At 56.9% G+C, this 17,299-nt stretch carries 15 protein-coding genes and 4 tRNA genes; all 19 read right to left on the reverse strand.

All coding sequences use genetic code 11. The annotated features are described in order from the left end of the window. Positions 1–5: 5 nt before the first annotated feature. Positions 6–1,439: a hypothetical protein gene (locus KJF94_RS22275; RefSeq protein ID WP_214378833.1), complete on the reverse strand. Its 1,434-nt coding sequence runs from the start codon at positions 1,437–1,439 to the stop codon at positions 6–8. Beyond that, positions 1,439–2,491 (reverse strand): pseudaminic acid synthase, encoded by a 1,053-nt coding sequence (gene pseI, locus KJF94_RS22280; RefSeq protein ID WP_214378836.1) that lies wholly within the window; start codon positions 2,489–2,491, stop codon positions 1,439–1,441. The genes KJF94_RS22275 and pseI overlap by 1 nt, the downstream gene beginning before the upstream one ends. After that, a complete protein-coding gene (pseG, locus tag KJF94_RS22285) occupies positions 2,488–4,005 on the reverse strand; it encodes a UDP-2,4-diacetamido-2,4,6-trideoxy-beta-L-altropyranose hydrolase (RefSeq protein WP_214378838.1) in 1,518 nt (505 codons plus the stop codon). Before pseG ends, pseI begins: the two co-directional genes overlap by 4 nt. Then, complete coding sequence (hisF, locus tag KJF94_RS22290; protein WP_214378840.1) at positions 4,002–4,784, reverse strand: imidazole glycerol phosphate synthase subunit HisF; 783 nt, start codon at positions 4,782–4,784, stop codon at positions 4,002–4,004. The genes pseG and hisF overlap by 4 nt, the downstream gene beginning before the upstream one ends. Next, on the reverse strand, positions 4,778–5,401 hold the full coding sequence (gene hisH / locus KJF94_RS22295; RefSeq protein ID WP_214378842.1) for an imidazole glycerol phosphate synthase subunit HisH: 624 nt from the start codon (positions 5,399–5,401) through the stop codon (positions 4,778–4,780). Before hisH ends, hisF begins: the two co-directional genes overlap by 7 nt. Next, positions 5,398–6,546 (reverse strand): N-acetyl sugar amidotransferase, encoded by a 1,149-nt coding sequence (locus tag KJF94_RS22300; protein WP_250548190.1) that lies wholly within the window; start codon positions 6,544–6,546, stop codon positions 5,398–5,400. The genes hisH and KJF94_RS22300 overlap by 4 nt, the downstream gene beginning before the upstream one ends. Positions 6,547–6,612: 66 nt before the next feature. Next, positions 6,613–7,305, reverse strand: a complete 693-nt coding sequence (gene pseF, locus KJF94_RS22305; protein ID WP_348772800.1) for a pseudaminic acid cytidylyltransferase — start codon at positions 7,303–7,305, stop codon at positions 6,613–6,615. Between the two features lie 2 nt (positions 7,306–7,307). Beyond that, on the reverse strand, positions 7,308–8,447 hold the full coding sequence (gene pseC / locus KJF94_RS22310; RefSeq protein WP_214378846.1) for a UDP-4-amino-4,6-dideoxy-N-acetyl-beta-L-altrosamine transaminase: 1,140 nt from the start codon (positions 8,445–8,447) through the stop codon (positions 7,308–7,310). A 29-nt stretch (positions 8,448–8,476) separates the two neighbouring features. Continuing rightward, positions 8,477–8,992, reverse strand: coding sequence for an acyltransferase (locus KJF94_RS30405; RefSeq protein WP_284681134.1), 516 nt, complete (start codon positions 8,990–8,992; stop codon positions 8,477–8,479). Between the two features lie 2 nt (positions 8,993–8,994). Next, entirely contained in the window at positions 8,995–10,272 is a 1,278-nt protein-coding gene (locus KJF94_RS22320) for a lipopolysaccharide biosynthesis protein (protein ID WP_214378848.1), read from the reverse strand. Continuing rightward, positions 10,269–11,378, reverse strand: a complete 1,110-nt coding sequence (locus tag KJF94_RS22325) for a DegT/DnrJ/EryC1/StrS family aminotransferase (protein ID WP_214378850.1) — start codon at positions 11,376–11,378, stop codon at positions 10,269–10,271. The genes KJF94_RS22320 and KJF94_RS22325 overlap by 4 nt, the downstream gene beginning before the upstream one ends. A gap of 81 nt (positions 11,379–11,459) precedes the next feature. After that, on the reverse strand, positions 11,460–12,053 hold the full coding sequence (wbpD, locus tag KJF94_RS22330; RefSeq protein WP_214378852.1) for a UDP-2-acetamido-3-amino-2,3-dideoxy-D-glucuronate N-acetyltransferase: 594 nt from the start codon (positions 12,051–12,053) through the stop codon (positions 11,460–11,462). Positions 12,054–12,060: 7 nt separating this feature from the next. Next, positions 12,061–13,011 carry a UDP-N-acetyl-2-amino-2-deoxy-D-glucuronate oxidase gene (wbpB, locus tag KJF94_RS22335; RefSeq protein WP_214378854.1) on the reverse strand — a complete coding sequence of 317 codons (951 nt, stop codon included), beginning with the start codon at positions 13,009–13,011 and terminating at the stop codon, positions 12,061–12,063. Positions 13,012–13,028: 17 nt separating this feature from the next. After that, on the reverse strand, positions 13,029–14,342 hold the full coding sequence (gene wbpA / locus KJF94_RS22340) for a UDP-N-acetyl-D-glucosamine 6-dehydrogenase (protein WP_214378856.1): 1,314 nt from the start codon (positions 14,340–14,342) through the stop codon (positions 13,029–13,031). Positions 14,343–14,847: 505 nt separating this feature from the next. Continuing rightward, the gene (locus KJF94_RS22345) at positions 14,848–16,473 is read right to left on the reverse strand and encodes a methyl-accepting chemotaxis protein (protein ID WP_214378858.1); all 1,626 of its coding nucleotides are present in this window, start codon (positions 16,471–16,473) and stop codon (positions 14,848–14,850) included. A gap of 152 nt (positions 16,474–16,625) precedes the next feature. Beyond that, positions 16,626–16,702 (reverse strand) — tRNA-Pro (locus KJF94_RS22350). A 95-nt stretch (positions 16,703–16,797) separates the two neighbouring features. Next, positions 16,798–16,873, reverse strand: a tRNA-Lys gene (locus tag KJF94_RS22355). 5 nt (positions 16,874–16,878) lie between these two features. Next, positions 16,879–16,955: transfer RNA gene (locus KJF94_RS22360), tRNA-Pro, on the reverse strand. A 9-nt stretch (positions 16,956–16,964) separates the two neighbouring features. Further along, a tRNA-Asn gene (locus tag KJF94_RS22365) sits at positions 16,965–17,040 on the reverse strand. Positions 17,041–17,299: the final 259 nt, after the last annotated feature.

Below are 17,299 nucleotides of genomic sequence, written 5' to 3' on the forward strand. Positions count from 1 at the left end.
AATATTCAGCCAGCCTTGTCAAGCACGTGGCCAAGATAGTTTTTGTAGTTGCTCACCCAGTCGCTCGCCCAGATATCCTCATCGATAACAGGCAACCCGGAACCCTCAGGCTTGAGCAACTCTTCGACAAAACCTTTGGCATCCACGAATCCGGAGAACGGATGGCTGGGATAACTGAATTGAGCTTTGGGGGTTTCCCACAACAAGACCTTACCGGCTATTCCGATTGCTTCGAACAACCCGGTTGAAACCTCGCCTGCTACAGCATGTGCGCTGATGAAAGAGCTATAGATGTCCCGATTGGTATCAATGAAGACGTCCCCGATCTTGCCGTCAGGGTAACGCCGATAGACCTCGACACGCTCCAGCGGATGCGGACGCAGCACGATACGGTACTGCCCGCGCAACAGTTCAGCCAGCTCAGTGGCCAACGCCACGTAGAGTGGAAACTCGATACCATCGCCCAACAGAAGGATATCGTTCTGCACGCCCTTGGCCAGTGACATACCGCGTCGCTGCTCACTGTAATGGGGATGCCCGATCACCCATTTCTCCACCGGCACATTGATCTGCTTGTTCCACCACGAGCCATAACCGAGAAAATCGTGCGGTAGACACGCTTTGTATTCGGCACTGTCGCGCAGCAATGGCGCATAGCAATAGGCATCGTGACCACCGGACACCATGCCGTGCTGCGGCTCGGCGACACGGATGCCCATTTCACGGGCAATCTGGTTGATCGGCGAAAAATCGCCATAACAAGCCTGCTCCAACAGTATCAAGCGCGGCCGAACCTTTTCCAGCAGACGCCGATAGGCATGATGGACAACCGGCAGGCGAGCCAGCTTGCGGGCCAGCATTCCGACCAGCATATCCATCTGTGTCTCGGCGATGCTTAAATCGAGAAGGTCATGCGCCCGCTGTCTGGCGTATGCCAGCACCTCACGAGCGGTTTCAACATGCGAATCTCGCTGCAACAACCGTCCGGCTACCGTAATAGCCCCCTGCCACGGCAACCAGTAGGAAATCCGCTGATTCCAGCGCGGCCGGGGTACGTTCCAGTCCACCACACCTTCAACGGTCACAGTGTCCGGCGGCGATGCCTGCGCCAGATAGTCGGTAATGCGATTGAACCAGCGCCCCTCGCGCAGGAAACTGCCCGCTCCCGTCCCGATCACCAGAACATCACCACTCAAGCGCCTCTGCCCCAGATTGTGTCGAGCGACACGGGCAAGCGATGCCAGCGCCTGCCCACGCGGCACGGCGGGCACGGCAGCGATCAACGGTGCCTCCTGGTAGTAGAGGTCGGAAATCAACTGGCGATAAAACTGGTTACGGACCAGAGGCCAAAGCAACGCTCCGCTGCGGGGGCAGCGAAACGTCAGAAACGCGGGGTCGTTCTCAATTTCGAGTAATTGCGCAAAGCTTGGCTGCCGCACTAGATAATATTCCAGCCGATCGGCGTGCCACGCTTGATGGCTTGTTTCGCACGCTTGCCTATCACCTGCTCGAAGTACTTCGGCGGCAACCCCAGACCTGGCCGGATGATGCGTACGTTGGCCGGCGACAGCAGCTCGCCCTCTGCGATGTCCTCGCTGGCATAGATGGAGCGGCGGAAAACCCGGCTCTTCTCTTCGGCAGCGGTGGCGCCATAGCTGACACGTCCCAGGGATTGCCAGGCGCGCTCGGTTTCGATGACCAGCTGCGCCATTTCGGCAGGCTCCATCGAAAACGCACTGTCGACCCCGCCGTCGGCACGGCTTAGCGTGAAGTGCTTTTCGACCACGGTCGCGCCCAGCGCAACACTGGCTACGGACACACCGATACCCATGGTGTGGTCGGACAATCCGACTTCGCAGCCGAACAACTCACGCAGATGCGGGATAGTCAGAATATTGGTGTTCTGTGGCGTCGCCGGGTAGGTACTGGTGCACTTGAGCAAGACAAGATCCTTGCAACCGGCCTGCCGCGCAGCACGCACGCTTTCGTCCAGTTCCGCCACCGTGGCCATGCCGGTGGAAATGATCAACGGCTTGCCCGTAGCTGCCACACGGCGAATCAGCGGCAGGTCCGTATTCTCGAAGGAAGCGATCTTGTAGCAGGGAACGTCCAGCGCCTCGAGAAAATCGACTGCCTTGTCATCGAAAGGGGTGCTGAACGCGATCATCCCCAACTCGCGCGCCCGGTCGAAGATCGGCTTGTGCCATTCCCACGGAGTGAACGCCTCGCCATAGAGTTTGTACAGCGAAGTACCGGCCCACAGGCTGTTGGGGTCGCTGATATGGAACTCGCCCTCATCCAGGTCCAGCGTCATCGAATCCGCGGTGTAGGTCTGAATCTTCAGGGCATGGGCGCCGGTGCTTGCCGCCGCCTCGACGATTTCGAGAGCACGCTCGAGGGACTGGTTATGGTTGCCTGACATTTCAGCAATGACGAAAGGCGCATGACCAGGGCCGATGTGACGATTTGCGATTTTGAATGATTCAGTCATAGCTCATGCAACTTCTTTGAAAATCGAGTGATGTCGATGTCATAGCCTGCGGCCATGAACAGCCCATTGGAGCGTTTGTTGGAGCCCTTGACCTGCGCGTGCAGCCAACGCACATCGGCGCAATGCCGGACAATCCAGTCCTCGGCGCTCTGAAGCAGATCACCACCGCGGCTGCGCGAGGCCGCGTCGGGCACCAGGTAAATGGAAACCTCGGCCTGGCCACCTTCTTCCAGGTCAAAACGCACAACCCCCGCCGGCTCGCCGCCCTGTTCGCCTATCAACAGCTTGCGTTGCGGATCTGCGAGTACTGACGCGAACCAGCGGCAGTGATCCTCCCAGGCAATTTCCTCGGTATTTCGAGAAACAGCGCGGATCGAGGGGTGGTTGCGCCAGCGATATAGAGCGGACGAGTCCTCTGGCTGTGCGGCACGCATGTCTACGCCGGTGCACCCCATGTGCGCAGCCAGGCGTTGCACGCCCAGGCCATCCACGGCAGCCATGCCCTGGTTCGAAATCAGCGTGCGCAGCGCAGGATTTTGCTGCAGGGCTTTCAGGTGTAGCGCGAGATCCGCCTGAAAATCTTCCCCAGCCTGAAGGGTATAGACCAGGCCCCGGCTTGCCGCATCGGCCAGCTGTCGAGTCTGATTGTCCGCAGTGCTCAGTGCCAATGTCGGCAGTCCAAGACTGCATCGCTCCCAAGTCGCCGTCCCACCTGCGCCAATCGCCAGATCAGCGCTGGCCATCAGCTCGGCCATTCGCGTGGTCTGCACATGACAACGGTAACCTTGGTGCTGGCACAGGGTCTCGATGGCAGCACGCTGCGGATGCAACGCACCGAGCACCACATCGACCTCAACGCCTGCCTGAGCAATACCTGGCACAGCGGCCAGCGCCTGGCCGGTGAAATTGTGTTCATCGACGCCGCCGAAGAACACCAGCACCCGTTTGATCTCCTCCCCACGCGGAGGCAGATTCACGCGAAGGCGACGGAATTCGTCGCGCAACAACGCGAAGCGCGGCCCCAGCAGCAGCTGGCATACCTCGGGCACCTTGCCGTCATAACGCGACTGCATGTCTTGATACAGATTCTGATCCAGAAGCAGGTCACACTCATGTTGACGATCCGCCAGGTCATCGATCACCAGGATCCTGCGCACGGCTTGTCGCAGGCGCATCTCCCAATGCCGGTCGAGGGCATAGTGATCGACAATCAACCAGTCCCATGCCTGCCCCAGCAATGCTTCCAGACTATCTGCGGCATCCGTGACCTGGGTGGTACCCAACCAATCGGCATGCGCCAATCCGGTGTCAGGCGTGTCGTTCTCGCGGGCAGGCAGGCTGCGCAGCGCATGCCCGTGACGCGCCAGCAACTGCGCAAGATGCGACGGCAACTCGCGGCACAGGAAAACGCACTGTGCGCCACGTTGCGCGAGGGTGTCGGCCAGGGTAAGGCAACGCATGAAGTGCCCGGTCCCCATTCTCTGGCCGGCATCGACACGTAGAACTATGTTCAAGAACTCGCCTCACCCAGGAAATTGCGCCTCACCGGAATGCCGGCAGCCTGCATTGCAGCCTTGGCGCCGGCAGGTGTCAGCTCGGTGAAGTGGAAGATACTGGCGGCAGCAACGGCCGAAGCCCCCGCCTGCTGCACCACATCAATCATGTGTTGATAACTGCCGGCCCCCCCGGAAGCAATCACGGGGATATCCACGGCCCGGGCAATCTTTTCCACCAGTGCCAGGTCATATCCACCCATGGTGCCGTCCCGTTCGATGGAGGTCAGCAGAATCTCGCCTGCTCCACGCGCAGCCAGCTCTCTGGCCCACTGCTCCACCTCACGACCGGTATCCTGGGTGCCAGCATGACTGAAGCAGCGATAGCTCCCATCATCCATGCGCCGGACATCAACGCTCGCCACCACGCATTGCGCACCAAAACGCGAGGCTGCCGCCTCAATCAATAGAGGATTGGCATAGGCAGCGCTATTGATGGCAATTTTGTCGGCACCACTGTGCAACAGCGCCAACACCTGCTCCACGCTGGTGATGCCGCCACCTACTGTCAGCGGCACAGTACATTCTTCGGAATAGTCATTGACCGAATCATGGTCCGGTAATTCGCCTTCCTGAGTCGCAGTGATATCTACCAGAATCAATTCGTCCACATCGCGCGCGTTGTAGACCTTGATCGCAGGCAGCACCGGCCCAACCCGCCGCCAACTATCGAAGCCGGCACCTTTCACCAGTCCCAGCCCCTTCCAGAGCAAAGTGGGGATGACACGAACCTTCAACATGGCGAATAGCTCAGAAAGTTACGAAGTAGACGTCGTCCCGCCTTGGAGCTTTTCTCCGGGTGAAACTGACAACCAAAGACATGATCCCGGCGCACGGCCGCAGTCAGGTCGACGCCGTAAGGAACGGTCGCCAGCCTATGCTCAAGCGCCTCAGGAACGAAGGCGTAGCTGTGCACGAAATAGAAGTCCGACCTGTCCGGGATACCTTCGAAAAGAACGTCGCTACCATCGTGACACGCTTCGTTCCAGCCTACATGCGGAATACGCAACGTGCAGCCCAGTTCGTCCAGGCGTCGCACCTGACCGGGGATCAATCCAAGTCCAGGCGTAACGCCGTTCTCATGTCCCTCGCTGGCCAACAGCTGCATGCCCAGGCAAATACCCAGCAACGGTTTGCCTTGCTCGCCCACTACCTCACGCAGTGCCTCGCTCCAGCCACCGTGATCGAGATGGGCCATGCCTTCCTTAAACGCCCCGACACCCGGCAGCACAATACGGTTCGCGTCGTACAGTGCTGACGGGTGATTGGCGATTACCGGTTCGGCACCCAGCTCCTCGAAGGCTCGGCGTACCGAGCTCAGGTTGCCCACCCCATAATTGACGATGGCGACTTTCATACGTTGTCGTGGTTCAGCTTCATGAGGTTGCCGTGTCGATCCTTGATCAACACGCCGGATGCATCACGCTTGAAAATCTTCTTGTTGGTGAACCGGTCACAGATCTTGATGAACTCGTCCGTGGTCATTTCCAGCGGCTCGAGAATTTCCGCGAGCGGTTTACCCAGGTAGGTCCAGGGGAATTTGCCGTCACGCGCCTTGACGATTTCAATGGCATCCTGTCGCGTGATACGTTTACGCCGTACATGCAGGCACGCGATATCAGTGGCGCGAGAGAAGCCAAATTTCAGGTATTTGAAATAGTCGTGAATTCCGTGCTGATGGTTATCCAGATTCTCATAGTTAACCATCGACCCTTCAACTGGCTTATCGTAGGTAACAAAGCCATGGGCCTGGGCAATCAAAGTGTTGGAAAGCCCATCCCAAGGCAGATAGTGCCCGAGAAAAAGTCCGGTTACCCCGACCCGCTGGAGATCTTCATCCGAAGGATACTGATAAGGGAGCAGGCTGCGCGGCTCTATGCCGTAAGTCTCAGAAAGATCGGACACGCGTAGCCCCAGAAGCCCGCCAAACTCTTCCAGCCAGCGCCGGGTTAGGGTGTTGTTTTCGGTAGCTGCCGCCGGCCCGCCGTATTCATTCTGCGAGTTTTCACCCCAGACAATGAGAGGTACGTTGTACTGCACAGCCGCACGTACAGGGATTGTGAAGATACCCACATGCTCAGGCCATGCAATATCACCGACCTCAGTCAGTCCGATGCGATTGAGCTTGGCACGCACGAGTGGATTGGGTGAAAACTGAACATGATCCACGCCTAGACGCTGAAGGTTCTGGATATTCCGTCGACCGTTCTCACTTTGGTCACAGGTAGTCGAGGTGACACACAGCGGGTTCAAACCCAGTTGCAACATCCGAATTACCTGGTAAGTGCTGTCCTTGCCGCCACTCACCGGAACGATGCAATCCCAATTACTGCCATGGCGTCGATGCTTTTCGAGCAGCGCCAGGAGTTCATTCTTACGCTGATCCCAATCGACCTCCTTGCGTTTTTCGAAGGAGCGGCAAGCGTTGCAGACGCCCTCCTCGTCAATATGCAGATCCGGCTTGGTGTGCGGCATCACGCAGCGAACGCAGTACTTCAACATCTCAAACTCCCTTCGCCAACGGCAACCAGATGATGTCGTCCTGGGGTGTCACAAAATCCGATGCACTCATTGTCTCTGGTCACTCATCAATTGTTTGAAAATCATTTCAGCGCGAATCCAATCGTCCATGTCGTCGATATCCTGAACCCTCCAACGCGGAATGCAAACCGGCGTTGAGTGGCGATCGAAGACTTTCAGCCCTTGGGTCCAGGCATCAGCGAGCCCCCAGTAAAACTGACCGGCATCGTGCAAGGCGACTGGCAAATCCTGGGAGCGCGTTGTGAAAAACTCGGGAAACAGCATAGACACGCCGCCTTCCGCAGACGCCTGAAAGGCGCGATAAACCGAAGGAGAAAACTCGGCAACCGAGAACGCATAGGCCCAGTCTCCGGATTCAAAAAGCTCCAGACCACGTGCCAGGTCTTCAGGTCGAATCAGCGGCGCAGTCGCATAAATGCAGCATACTGCCGTAACGGAAACGCCCTGATCTTGCAACCAGCGCGTTGCATGGGCGATCACCTCGGTGGTCCCGGCGTAGTCGTCGGACAGCTCCGGCGGCCGCACGAAGGGTGTTTCTGCCCCCCAGGCACGCGCGACCTCGGCGATCTCCTCATCGTCAGTGGTGACGATTATACGCTCGAACAGGCCACTCTGCTGGGCAGCCAGAATCGACCAAGCGATCATCGGCCGGCCGCAGAACATCTTGATGTTCTTGCGCGGAATGCGCTTGCTGCCGCCGCGCGCCGGGATCACCGCCACCTTCAAGATAGAGCCTCGCGGAGCAGGTCAACCACGCTTTGCTGCTCTTCGTCGGTCAGGTCATAGAACAAAGGCAGGCTGAACGCCTCGGCGAAATAATGCTCCGCCTCGGGGAAATCGCCCGCCTTGAAACCCAGATTGCGGTAATACGGCTGGGTATGCACCGGAATGTAATGCACCTGAACCCAAACATCCGCGGCACGCAATTTGGAGAACACATCCAGGCGACGTTCCGCCGCAACCCTGATCGGGTACAAATGCCAGGCCGACTCTTCGCTGGCCTGCGGCAGGACGATGGGCAGATCAGCCAGCAGCGCATGGTACTGCCGCACCAACTGGCGACGACGCGCAATGAACGGCGAGAGGCGCGCCAGTTGACTGAGGCCCAATGCGGCTTGCAGGTTGGTCATGCGGTAGTTGAAGCCCAGTTCAATCTGCTGGTACTCCCATGGCCCCTGCGGAGCACTGACCATCTCGTCGCTGCCCTGCGCAATACCATGGGTACGCAACCGAACCAGACGCTTCGCCAATGCCGTGTCATTGGTCGTCAACATACCGCCTTCACCGGTGGTAATGATTTTCACCGGGTGGAAGCTGAAGACCGTGATATCGCTGTACTGGCAAGCACCGACTGGCATGCCTTGATGCTCAGCGCCCACTGCGTGCGAGGCATCCTCGATGATCCGGAAACCATACTCCTTGCCCAGCGCCGCGATGGCCTGCATGTCGCAACTGCGACCGGAGAAATGCACCGGAATAACCACTTTTGGCAGACGGCCAGCCTGGCGTGCGGCATCCAGCTTTTCGGCCAGCCGCTCCACACTGAGGTTGAGCGTTTGCGAATCGATATCGACGAAGTCAATATCGGCGCCGCAGTAAAGCGCGCAATTGGCACTGGCAACGAAGGTGTTGGGGCTGGTCCAGACCAGATCTCCCGGCCCTACATCCAGCGACAGGCAAGCGATGTGCAGCGCGGCCGTGGCATTGCTGACAGCCACTGCATGCCGGGCCTGGCAGACCTCGGCCACGGCTCGCTCGAAGCTGGCTATACCGGGTCCCTGAGTCAGCCACTCCGAACGCAGCACCTCAACCACCGCTGCAATATCGTCATCACTAATATTTTGTCGACCGTATGGAATCATAAACCCTACATCACAAGTTTTTACTGTGGTTAAGAAGCCGCACTGGCAGCTTGCTGCCGCTTCTTCCTAATGAGCTTTGCCGGCACGCCGCCCCAAATCTCATCCGGCGGAATATCTCGTGTTACTACACTATTGGCACCAACTACACTATTTGCGCCAATTGAAACACCCGGATTGATCAGAACATTTGCGCCAATCCAACACGCTTCGGCAATTATCACATTGCCTGCTTTTGAAGGCACCGGCTTCACGCGAAAATCGCTGTCCGGCAGAACGGATTCAGTGAATATCCGCACGTTCGATGAAATATGGCAACCGATGCCAATCTGCACGCTGAACCCGGAAGAAGCATGCACGGTGGAGTTATCACCTATATAGCTATTCTCTCTCAGGCAGATCCTTCCGTCTCCGTACAGCAAAATATTCTTGCCATTGAAACGAAAGAGTGGCGACACGCCATAGCGTGCGCGGAACTCAGAATAAATCACTCGCCAATAAAGAGCACTGAGGGCAAGCAGCACCCGGACTAAAAACCTGCGCGCCATGCTTAGCATCCTGGATTACTCTGCGCTCTGAAAAGTGAGCGCCACGGCAGAGGGAACACCTTCTGGGCCAGGCGCCATGCCCCCATAAAGAACATAAACTGAACAAGCACATAGGCCCACGCGGCGCCAATGACACCCACCCAATTCACCAGCGAATAGGTCAGTGCGACGCTCAGCAAACCGACCGCCAAAGTGAGTTTCGCCAGAAGCACGGTTCGCTCGAAAAAGAACAAAAATCCTGCCACCACGTAATACATTCCCATGAAAGCATTACCGAAACCGATCAATTGCGCGATCGGTAGCGAGGCACTGTATTGCTCGCCGACGATGAAGGGATAAAGGTACGGCAAAAATGCCACATAGCCGAGTGCCAGCACCAGGAAACCTGCGAAGACTACGGCACATTGGCGGACCATACGAAGGCCGGATGTCGAGTCCCGGGTTTTCAGTTCGGAAAAGAGATGAGGGCCGAAAGCCTTGACGAAAGCATCTGCCAGCAGCCCGACCACCATCCCCATCTGCACGCCCACTGCGTAAGCGCCCGTCACACCGATACCCAGCAGATGAGTAATGATAAAGCGATCACTCATGGCGATCATCATTGCACCCACTGCATGGGGAATCAGTGGCACGCCAAAGCGCAAGACTGACCGGACATATTCACGATCCAGGCTCCAGCGCACCAGCCGCCGACGCTGTAGACCGTAGAGCGCCAGGCCGGCAAACAGAAAGCCCACCACCGTGATACCCAGCACCCTCCCTTCCCAACCCAGACCGAGAAGAAAAATCAAACCCAGGGAAAGCGAAAGGTTCAAGGTAGTCTGCAGGATCTGGAACAAACCGTATCGCATCACCTCGTTCCGGACCTGCCAGATCACCAGACGGACCTGAACGATGGCCTGCGTTGCCGAAACCAGCACCGCGACCAGCAGCCAGCTTTCGGGAATCTCCGTCGAGCGGGCAAGCGGCCCGGCCATCAGCCAAACCACCAGCAACACCAGACTGGTACTCACCGCCAGGACACCAAGGCATGCACCGACAAAGCGCGGGTGATCAGTGCTATTGTCGAAATGACGCACGCTGACCGCACCATGAATACTCAGCCCGGTGAATGCCGAAAGCACACCCACCACAGTGGTGAACATGGTCACCACGCCATACTCCGCCGGCGCCAGAACCCTTGTGAGAACGGGCAGGAGGAAAAACGGGATGGCACTGTTGATGACATTCGCCAACGCGTATGTGGCAGTGGAGTTCAGCAGCCGCTTCAACGCCGTCATACGGTTTTTCGCAATGCTACTTGTAACGCGTCAACCACCTGCGTTTGTTGTTCTTCGGTCACATCCGGCCCCATGGGCAAACTCAACACTCGCTGGCTGCATGACTCGGCAATCGGGAAGGCGCCCCGGCCCTGACCCAGATACGCAAACGCCGGCTGGAGATGCAGCGGCACCGGGTAGTGCACGGCTGTCGGTACACCGAGCGCATTGAGCGCTTTGGTCAGTTCATCACGAGCATCGACCTGCAAGGTGTACTGCGCGTATACACTGCTACGATCAGGTAGAACGCAAGGCTTGACGATCCCCGGACATGCTGATGCGATCAGCCGATCGTAACGCTCCGCCACCTGGGTCCGGCGCTCGACTTCCCAGTCGAAACGCTCCAGTTTTGCCAGCAGAACGGCAGCCTGCAGGGTATCCAGCCGACCATTGAGACCGATACGCGGATGGTGGTAGCGTCGGTCCTGCCCGTGAATGCGAATCTCGCGCATGGCTTTGGCCAGCTGATCATCATCGGTGAACAATGCACCACCGTCGCCATATGCACCCAGCGGTTTGGATGGAAAGAAACTGGTCGAACCAATGGTGCTCAAGGCACAGGAGCGACGTCCTTTGTAGGTGGCGCCAAATGACTGCGCCGCATCCTCAATGACCGGTAAACCGTACTTGTCGGCCACTGCATTGATCGCATCAAGGTCGGCGCACTGTCCATACAGGCTGACCGGCATGATCGCCCGGGTACGCGGCGTGATGGCGGCTTCTATCTTTGCGGGATCGATGTTACCGGTAAGCGGTTCGACATCGACAAAAACCGGTATCGCGCCCAGCAAGGCGATCATCTCGCCCGTTGCAATGAACGTGAAAGGCGTAGTGATGACCTCATCACCCCTTTCTATTCCCAAAGCCATCATGGCGATCAAAAGCGTGCAGGTGCCGCTACTTGCGCTGATGCAGTGTTTAACCCCCACATACTCGGCAAGCCGGGTCTCGAGCTCGACCACTTCAGGGCCCATGATGTACTGGCCATGCTCGAGTACACGGTCAATGCGATCTCGGATCGAATCCTTGAGCTCACGGTACTGGGTCTTGAGATCGATAAATTCCATAAATCACTTCGTTATTGGCGGCTTGCCACCGTGAAAACATGTCATGACGCGGACGATACTGCGAACCTGACAGACAGGCTGCTAGATCGTCGACGCGCCTGCTTCCCTACACAATCCATTAAAACTGAGCACGTAACGGTCGCCACTGTGCTCGCACACCACCGAGCCCTCGCCCTTGACAGGCAATTCCAGCTGCTCGCCAAACTCACTCATCCAGCCAATCTGCCGAGCAGGCACGCCGACCATCAAGGCATATGCCGGAACATCCTTGTTGACCACAGCACCCGCGCCAACGAAGGCAAACTCACTGATGGTAACGCCACAGACGATGGTGCAATTGGCACCCAGCGTTGCGCCTTTTTTCACCAGTGTGTCGCGGTACTCGTTTTTACGTTCGATCAGAGAGCGCGGGTTGTAGACGTTGGTAAATACCATGCTCGGACCACAGAACACGCCCTCTTCGAGCGTGACATTGTCGTATACCGACACGTTGTTCTGGATCTTGCAGTTGTCACCAATCACCACCTTGTTACCGATGAAGACGTTCTGCCCAAGGGAAACGCCTTTGCCGATACGTGCACCACCGCAGACGTGGACGAAATGCCATACCCGAGAGCCCTCACCGATCTGCGCGCCCTCATCGACGATTGCCGAAGGATGAACCTGATAGCTCATACCGACCTCAACGACTCAGAGTTGCAAGGAAAGGGTGGCCTTCATTGTTTTGTGGCGTAACGATCCTGGACGAACGAATGGTATTCACGGTCTCCACACAATGACGCGCATCTTCGATGCCGTAGCCACGACCGGCGAGGATTTCCCGATAACTGGTGGTGTGCAGGTCGGTAAAGCCTTCGGAGAATTCCATCTCGTCTCCGTCAACGGTGATTGAGCGGTAGGTCGGCTTTTTACCCTTGACTGAATCCGGCAGGTCCTGCGCATCAATAGACAGGAACCAACGCACCCGGGCCTTTTCGTACTCCAGGTAGCCAGCCGCTTTGTAATCATTGGCAAAGTGCACAACGTTGCGCTGCAACTTGCCGAAGATGAAATGCAGCATGTCGTAGAAGTGCACGCCTATATTGGTCGCGACGCCATAAGATTTGCGCGGATCGCCTTTCCAGCTCTCCATGTACCACTTGCCACGGGAAGTGATGTAGGTGAGTTCTACATCGTATTTACCGTCGCGAGACTCCCGGGCAACTTTCTCTTTGAGATCGAGAATGGCCTGGTGATGACGCAGTTGCAGGATGTTGTAGACACGCTTGCCCGTCTCGCGCTCGACCAGCGCAAGCTCGTCCAGGATTTCCGGAGTGGGTACCAGCGGCTTCTCGCAAATCACATCACAGCCAAGGCGCAGACCCGCCGCAATATGCGAATGGTGCAGGTAGTTGGGCGAGCAGACAGCGACGTAGTCCAGGGCTGTCGCCGGATCGCGCTTGAGCTGCCAGGCGTGTTCATTGAAACGCTCGAACTGGGTGAAAAACTCGCTCTGCGGAGACAGGCTGTCAATGATCCCTACGGAATCATTGATGTCATAAGCCGATACCAACTCGTTACCGGTGTCTTTGATTGCGCGCATATGCCGTGGGGCGATGTAACCGGCAGCGCCGATAAGGGCGAAACGTTTCAAAGGGAACACTCCAGCAATCAGGCTTTGATGATATGAGCTTCAGGGGTGCGGTATTTGCCGCGACTGTCCACCACCAACCGTGCGTGTTGGCGAATCAGCTCATAGTCGAATTTATCGTGATCAGTGGCCAGGACTACGGCATCGAAGCTCGCGAGATTTTCAGCGGTCAGCGCTTCGCTCGACAGATTGAAGTGATGCTCACGCATCTTCGGGAAAACCGGGACATGCGGGTCGCTGTAAGCCACCACGCAGCCTTTGGCTTCGAGCAACTCCATGATCTCGACGGAAGGCGACTCACGCATGTCGTCGACGTTTTTCTTGTAGGCGATACCGAGCACCAACACCTTGCTGCCCTTCAGGGACTTGCTGTTGTTGTTGAGGCCATCCATCAGCTTGCTGACCACATACTCGGGCATGGCCTTGTTGACCTCGCCGGAGAGTTCGATGAAACGCGTATGCAAACCGTACTCGCGAGCCTTCCAAGTCAGGTAAAACGGGTCGATCGGGATGCAATGCCCGCCGAGCCCCGGCCCCGGGTAGAACGCAGTGAAGCCGAAAGGCTTGGTCGCAGCCGCATCGACCACTTCAAAGATATCGATCCCCATACGATCGGCGACCACTTTCATCTCGTTGACCAGGCCGATATTTACCGCGCGGTGGATATTTTCCAGCAGCTTGGTCAACTCGGCGGCCTTGGTGGAACTGACTGGCACGACCTGGTCAATCGCCTGTTCGTACAGTGCGATCCCCACTTCCAGGCAAGCCGGGGTGTGCCCGCCGATCACCTTGGGAATAGTGCGAGTTTCAAAGTCTGGATTGCCCGGATCTTCACGCTCAGGCGAATAGATGAGGAAGATGTCTTCGCCCACCGTCAATCCGCCTTCCTGAACCCGCGGAAGCAACTCTTCTTCGGTAGTCCCCGGATAGGTGGTGCTCTCCAGGGAGACAATCTGCCCTTCGCGCAAATAGGGTTTTATCGCTTCAGTGGTGTTGATCACGAAGCTCATGTCCGGTTCACGGTACTTGTTCAGCGGGGTTGGCACACACAGGATCAAGGCGTCGCATTCGCTCGCCCGCTGGAAGTCCGTGGTCGCCTCGAAGCCGCTTTGACGAGCGTTCTGAATTTTCTCGGCAGGGATATGCTCGATATAGCTTTGTCCGTCGTTCAACCGGGAGACTTTAGCCTCATCGATATCGATGCCCAGCACACGAAAGCCAATAGCGTTGTAACGCAACATCAGAGGCAGACCGACATAACCCAGCCCTACGATACCAATTAGAGCCTCTCTGCTTTTGAACTTGCCAACACTCGCCCGTTTGATGCCCGACATCAGGTAAAACTCCCATTAACTAATTCTTAAGCGGTTCACACTTCAACTAACCGGGAATCACCACCCGCTGTTGATGTTTATCTTCGCATGCATGTCTTGCCAGTTCCGGGCAGCGCTCGCTTCTTGGTTGGCGTGATTCAAATAGCCTCCTCTGCTGGCGATACCCTCCTTTTATGGAGTGTTACTTGCGCTCCAGTGCAGCATAACCACCTGCGGGGCTATGAACCTGATTGACCAGGCAGGCACTCCTTCAGCAGCGCAACCAAAAAAAGCGCATTATGCCACTTATCTCCAAGCATGACTTTAAAGCAATCGGCGATATGCAAGCGTTTCAGACCAACCGACGAACACTCCTGCGCTCGTCGAACCCGCCCAGCGATTATCCCCCTCGCTTAAAATGGCGCCATTGCGCAAGGCAGTAGCGAACGATCAAGACGCGCCCCCACCACAAAAAAAAGCCGCGCCTCTCCATCGAGAAGCGCGGCCTTTTTTACGTCGGGCGGATTTACACCCGAAAGCGCTGCACCATGCCCTGCAGTGCATTGGCCAGCTTCGACAGCTCATGACTGGAGGCACTGGTCTGATCGGCACCGGAGGCTGATCGCACCGAAAGATCACGGATATTCACCAAATTGCGATCCACTTCCCGAGCCACTTGAGCCTGTTCTTCCGCAGCACTGGCGATCACCAGGTTACGCTCGTGAATCTCGTGAACCGAAGCAGTGATGGTCTGCAGCGCTTCCCCGGCTCGTTCAGCCAACACCAATGTGCTGGCGGCACGGGAAGCACTGGCATTCATGGAGTCCAGCGCCAGACTCGAACCGTTGCGCATGCCCTGGACCATCTGTTCGATTTCCTGGGTCGATTGCTGGGTACGATGGGCCAACGCACGCACCTCATCAGCCACTACAGCGAAACCGCGACCGCTTTCCCCTGCACGGGCCGCTTCAATCGCTGCGTTGAGCGCCAACAGGTTGGTTTGCTCAGCGATGGCCCGAATCACATCCAGCACCTTCCCAATGTCCTGAGACTGATTAGCCAGTGACTGCACCAATTCACCGGTGTGCTGCACATCCTTGGCCAAGGCACTGATAGCGCTGGCGGTTTCGCTGACCCGCTCCTGCCCCAGATGCGCGGACTCGCTGGATTGGCGGGTAGCATCGGAAGTCGACACTGCGTTGCGCGCCACTTCTTCCACGGCACTGGTCATTTCGTTGACCGCCGTGGCAGCCTGCTCAATTTCGTTATTCTGTTGTTGCAGCCCCTGAGTGCTGTCGAGGGTGACGGCGTTCAACTCATCCGCCGCCGTGGCCAGCTGAGTGGCTGAACCGCTGATGGCTTGCAAGGTTTCTCGCAGATTCTGCTGCATAGTCGCCAGCGCCTTGAGCAAACGAGTCACTTCGTCGTTGCCATGGGTTGCGATCGGCTGGGTCAGATCGCCCTGCGCCACACTTTCCGCGACAATCAGCGCTTCACTCAAAGGACGGACGATGCTGCGGGTCAGCAACATGGCCAGGCCTACCGTAGCCAACGCCGCCAGCGCAATAAACAAACTGACAATCGTTCGCGACGTTTCGTAGTGCGCTGCGGATTTCTCGCTTTCAGCGGCGACCTGCTTGGCGAACAGATCCGCCAGATCATTGAGCTGCTTGCCTGAACCATCGACCACCGTCTTCATGTCGATCAGCAGCAGCTTGGTCAGTTCGTCACGACGTCCTTGTTCCGCCAGGGTGAACGACTGGGCAATGCCGGTGCGATAGGCGGCAAAGGTGGTTTTGAACTGGTCATATAAGGCCTGGCCCTCGGCAGTATCGACCAACCGATCATAAGCCGCGATCTTCTCACTCAGCTCCTTGTCGCGAGTGTCCATCTGACCGCGGTAGGTCGGAATATTCTTTGGGTCCTGATCCAGAGCCATGCGCAAGGAAATGGTGCGGATGCGCAACATCAGTTCGCGAATCTCGTCACCCCCGCGGATGCTCGGCAACCACTGCTTCTCCACGGCCACCTCGCTCTCGCGAATACTCGACATTTGCCCCAGCGCAAACATCCCGAGCAACGCCACCAACACGGCGATCAAGGCAAAACCCAGCGCGGCACGGGGGGCAATATTCAGCTGACGAAGAAACATAACGAGCGCCTTTCTTGTTGTTGGCTTGAATGGGAGGCCGCGTCTGCGCCCCGACAGCTCGTTATCGGCAAGTTGTACGATGACTTGAAAGGATTCGGCTTTTTCGAAGACAAAAAAAATCCCCGTATCTTTCGATACGAGGATTTTTAATATGGTCGGGGTAAGGGGATTCGAACTCCTGACATCCTGCTCCCAAAGCAGGCGCGCTACCGGACTGCGCTATACCCCGGAAAAAAAAGGCGACCTTTACAAGTCGCCTTCTTCGATCAGGGCTTTTGGCCGCTGATCTTAAGATCTGATCCCAGCGCTAACTGGTTTCAAAAATGGTGGGTCGTGTGGGATTCGAACCTACGACCAATTGGTTAAAAGCCAACTGCTCTACCAACTGAGCTAACGACCCAAAAATGGTCGGGGTAAGGGGATTCGAACTCCTGACATCCTGCTCCCAAAGCAGGCGCGCTACCGGACTGCGCTATACCCCGGTTTGAAATTGGCTCCGTGACCAGGACTCGAACCTGGGACCCAATGATTAACAGTCATTTGCTCTACCGACTGAGCTATCACGGAACTACATATTTCAATTTACAACTGTGAAGCTTGCTTCACCTCTTCGACCCGTTCGCATCGCTGCGTTCGTGTGTCTGAGGCGCGCTATTCTACAATCTTAAGCACCTCTGTCAACCCCTTAAATTGCTTTCAAGTTAATGATTTGCAACTTATTTCAGATTCCTGCTTGGGGAGCGGAAACCCTTCGGGGTGACTTACTGCGGGGCGCACTTTACAAGCCTTTTCCTTTCAGTTCAACAACCTGACGAAAAAAAGGCCT

Source organism: Pseudomonas hormoni, assembly GCF_018502625.1.
Classification (GTDB): Bacteria; Pseudomonadota; Gammaproteobacteria; order Pseudomonadales; family Pseudomonadaceae; genus Aquipseudomonas; species Aquipseudomonas hormoni.

Coding starts and splice junctions, on each gene's coding strand:
- pseI (WP_214378836.1), bottom strand. CDS start 2,491: ATGACTGAATCATTCAAAATCGCAAATCGTCACATCGGCCCTGGTCAT.
- wbpD (WP_214378852.1), bottom strand. CDS start 12,053: ATGAGCTATCAGGTTCATCCTTCGGCAATCGTCGATGAGGGCGCGCAG.
- KJF94_RS30405 (WP_284681134.1), bottom strand. CDS start 8,992: ATGGCGCGCAGGTTTTTAGTCCGGGTGCTGCTTGCCCTCAGTGCTCTT.
- KJF94_RS22325 (WP_214378850.1), bottom strand. CDS start 11,378: ATGGAATTTATCGATCTCAAGACCCAGTACCGTGAGCTCAAGGATTCG.
- pseC (WP_214378846.1), bottom strand. CDS start 8,447: ATGATTCCATACGGTCGACAAAATATTAGTGATGACGATATTGCAGCG.
- KJF94_RS22320 (WP_214378848.1), bottom strand. CDS start 10,272: ATGACGGCGTTGAAGCGGCTGCTGAACTCCACTGCCACATACGCGTTG.
- hisF (WP_214378840.1), bottom strand. CDS start 4,784: ATGTTGAAGGTTCGTGTCATCCCCACTTTGCTCTGGAAGGGGCTGGGA.
- wbpA (WP_214378856.1), bottom strand. CDS start 14,342: ATGTCGGGCATCAAACGGGCGAGTGTTGGCAAGTTCAAAAGCAGAGAG.
- KJF94_RS22300 (WP_250548190.1), bottom strand. CDS start 6,546: ATGTTGAAGTACTGCGTTCGCTGCGTGATGCCGCACACCAAGCCGGAT.
- hisH (WP_214378842.1), bottom strand. CDS start 5,401: ATGAAAGTCGCCATCGTCAATTATGGGGTGGGCAACCTGAGCTCGGTA.
- KJF94_RS22345 (WP_214378858.1), bottom strand. CDS start 16,473: ATGTTTCTTCGTCAGCTGAATATTGCCCCCCGTGCCGCGCTGGGTTTT.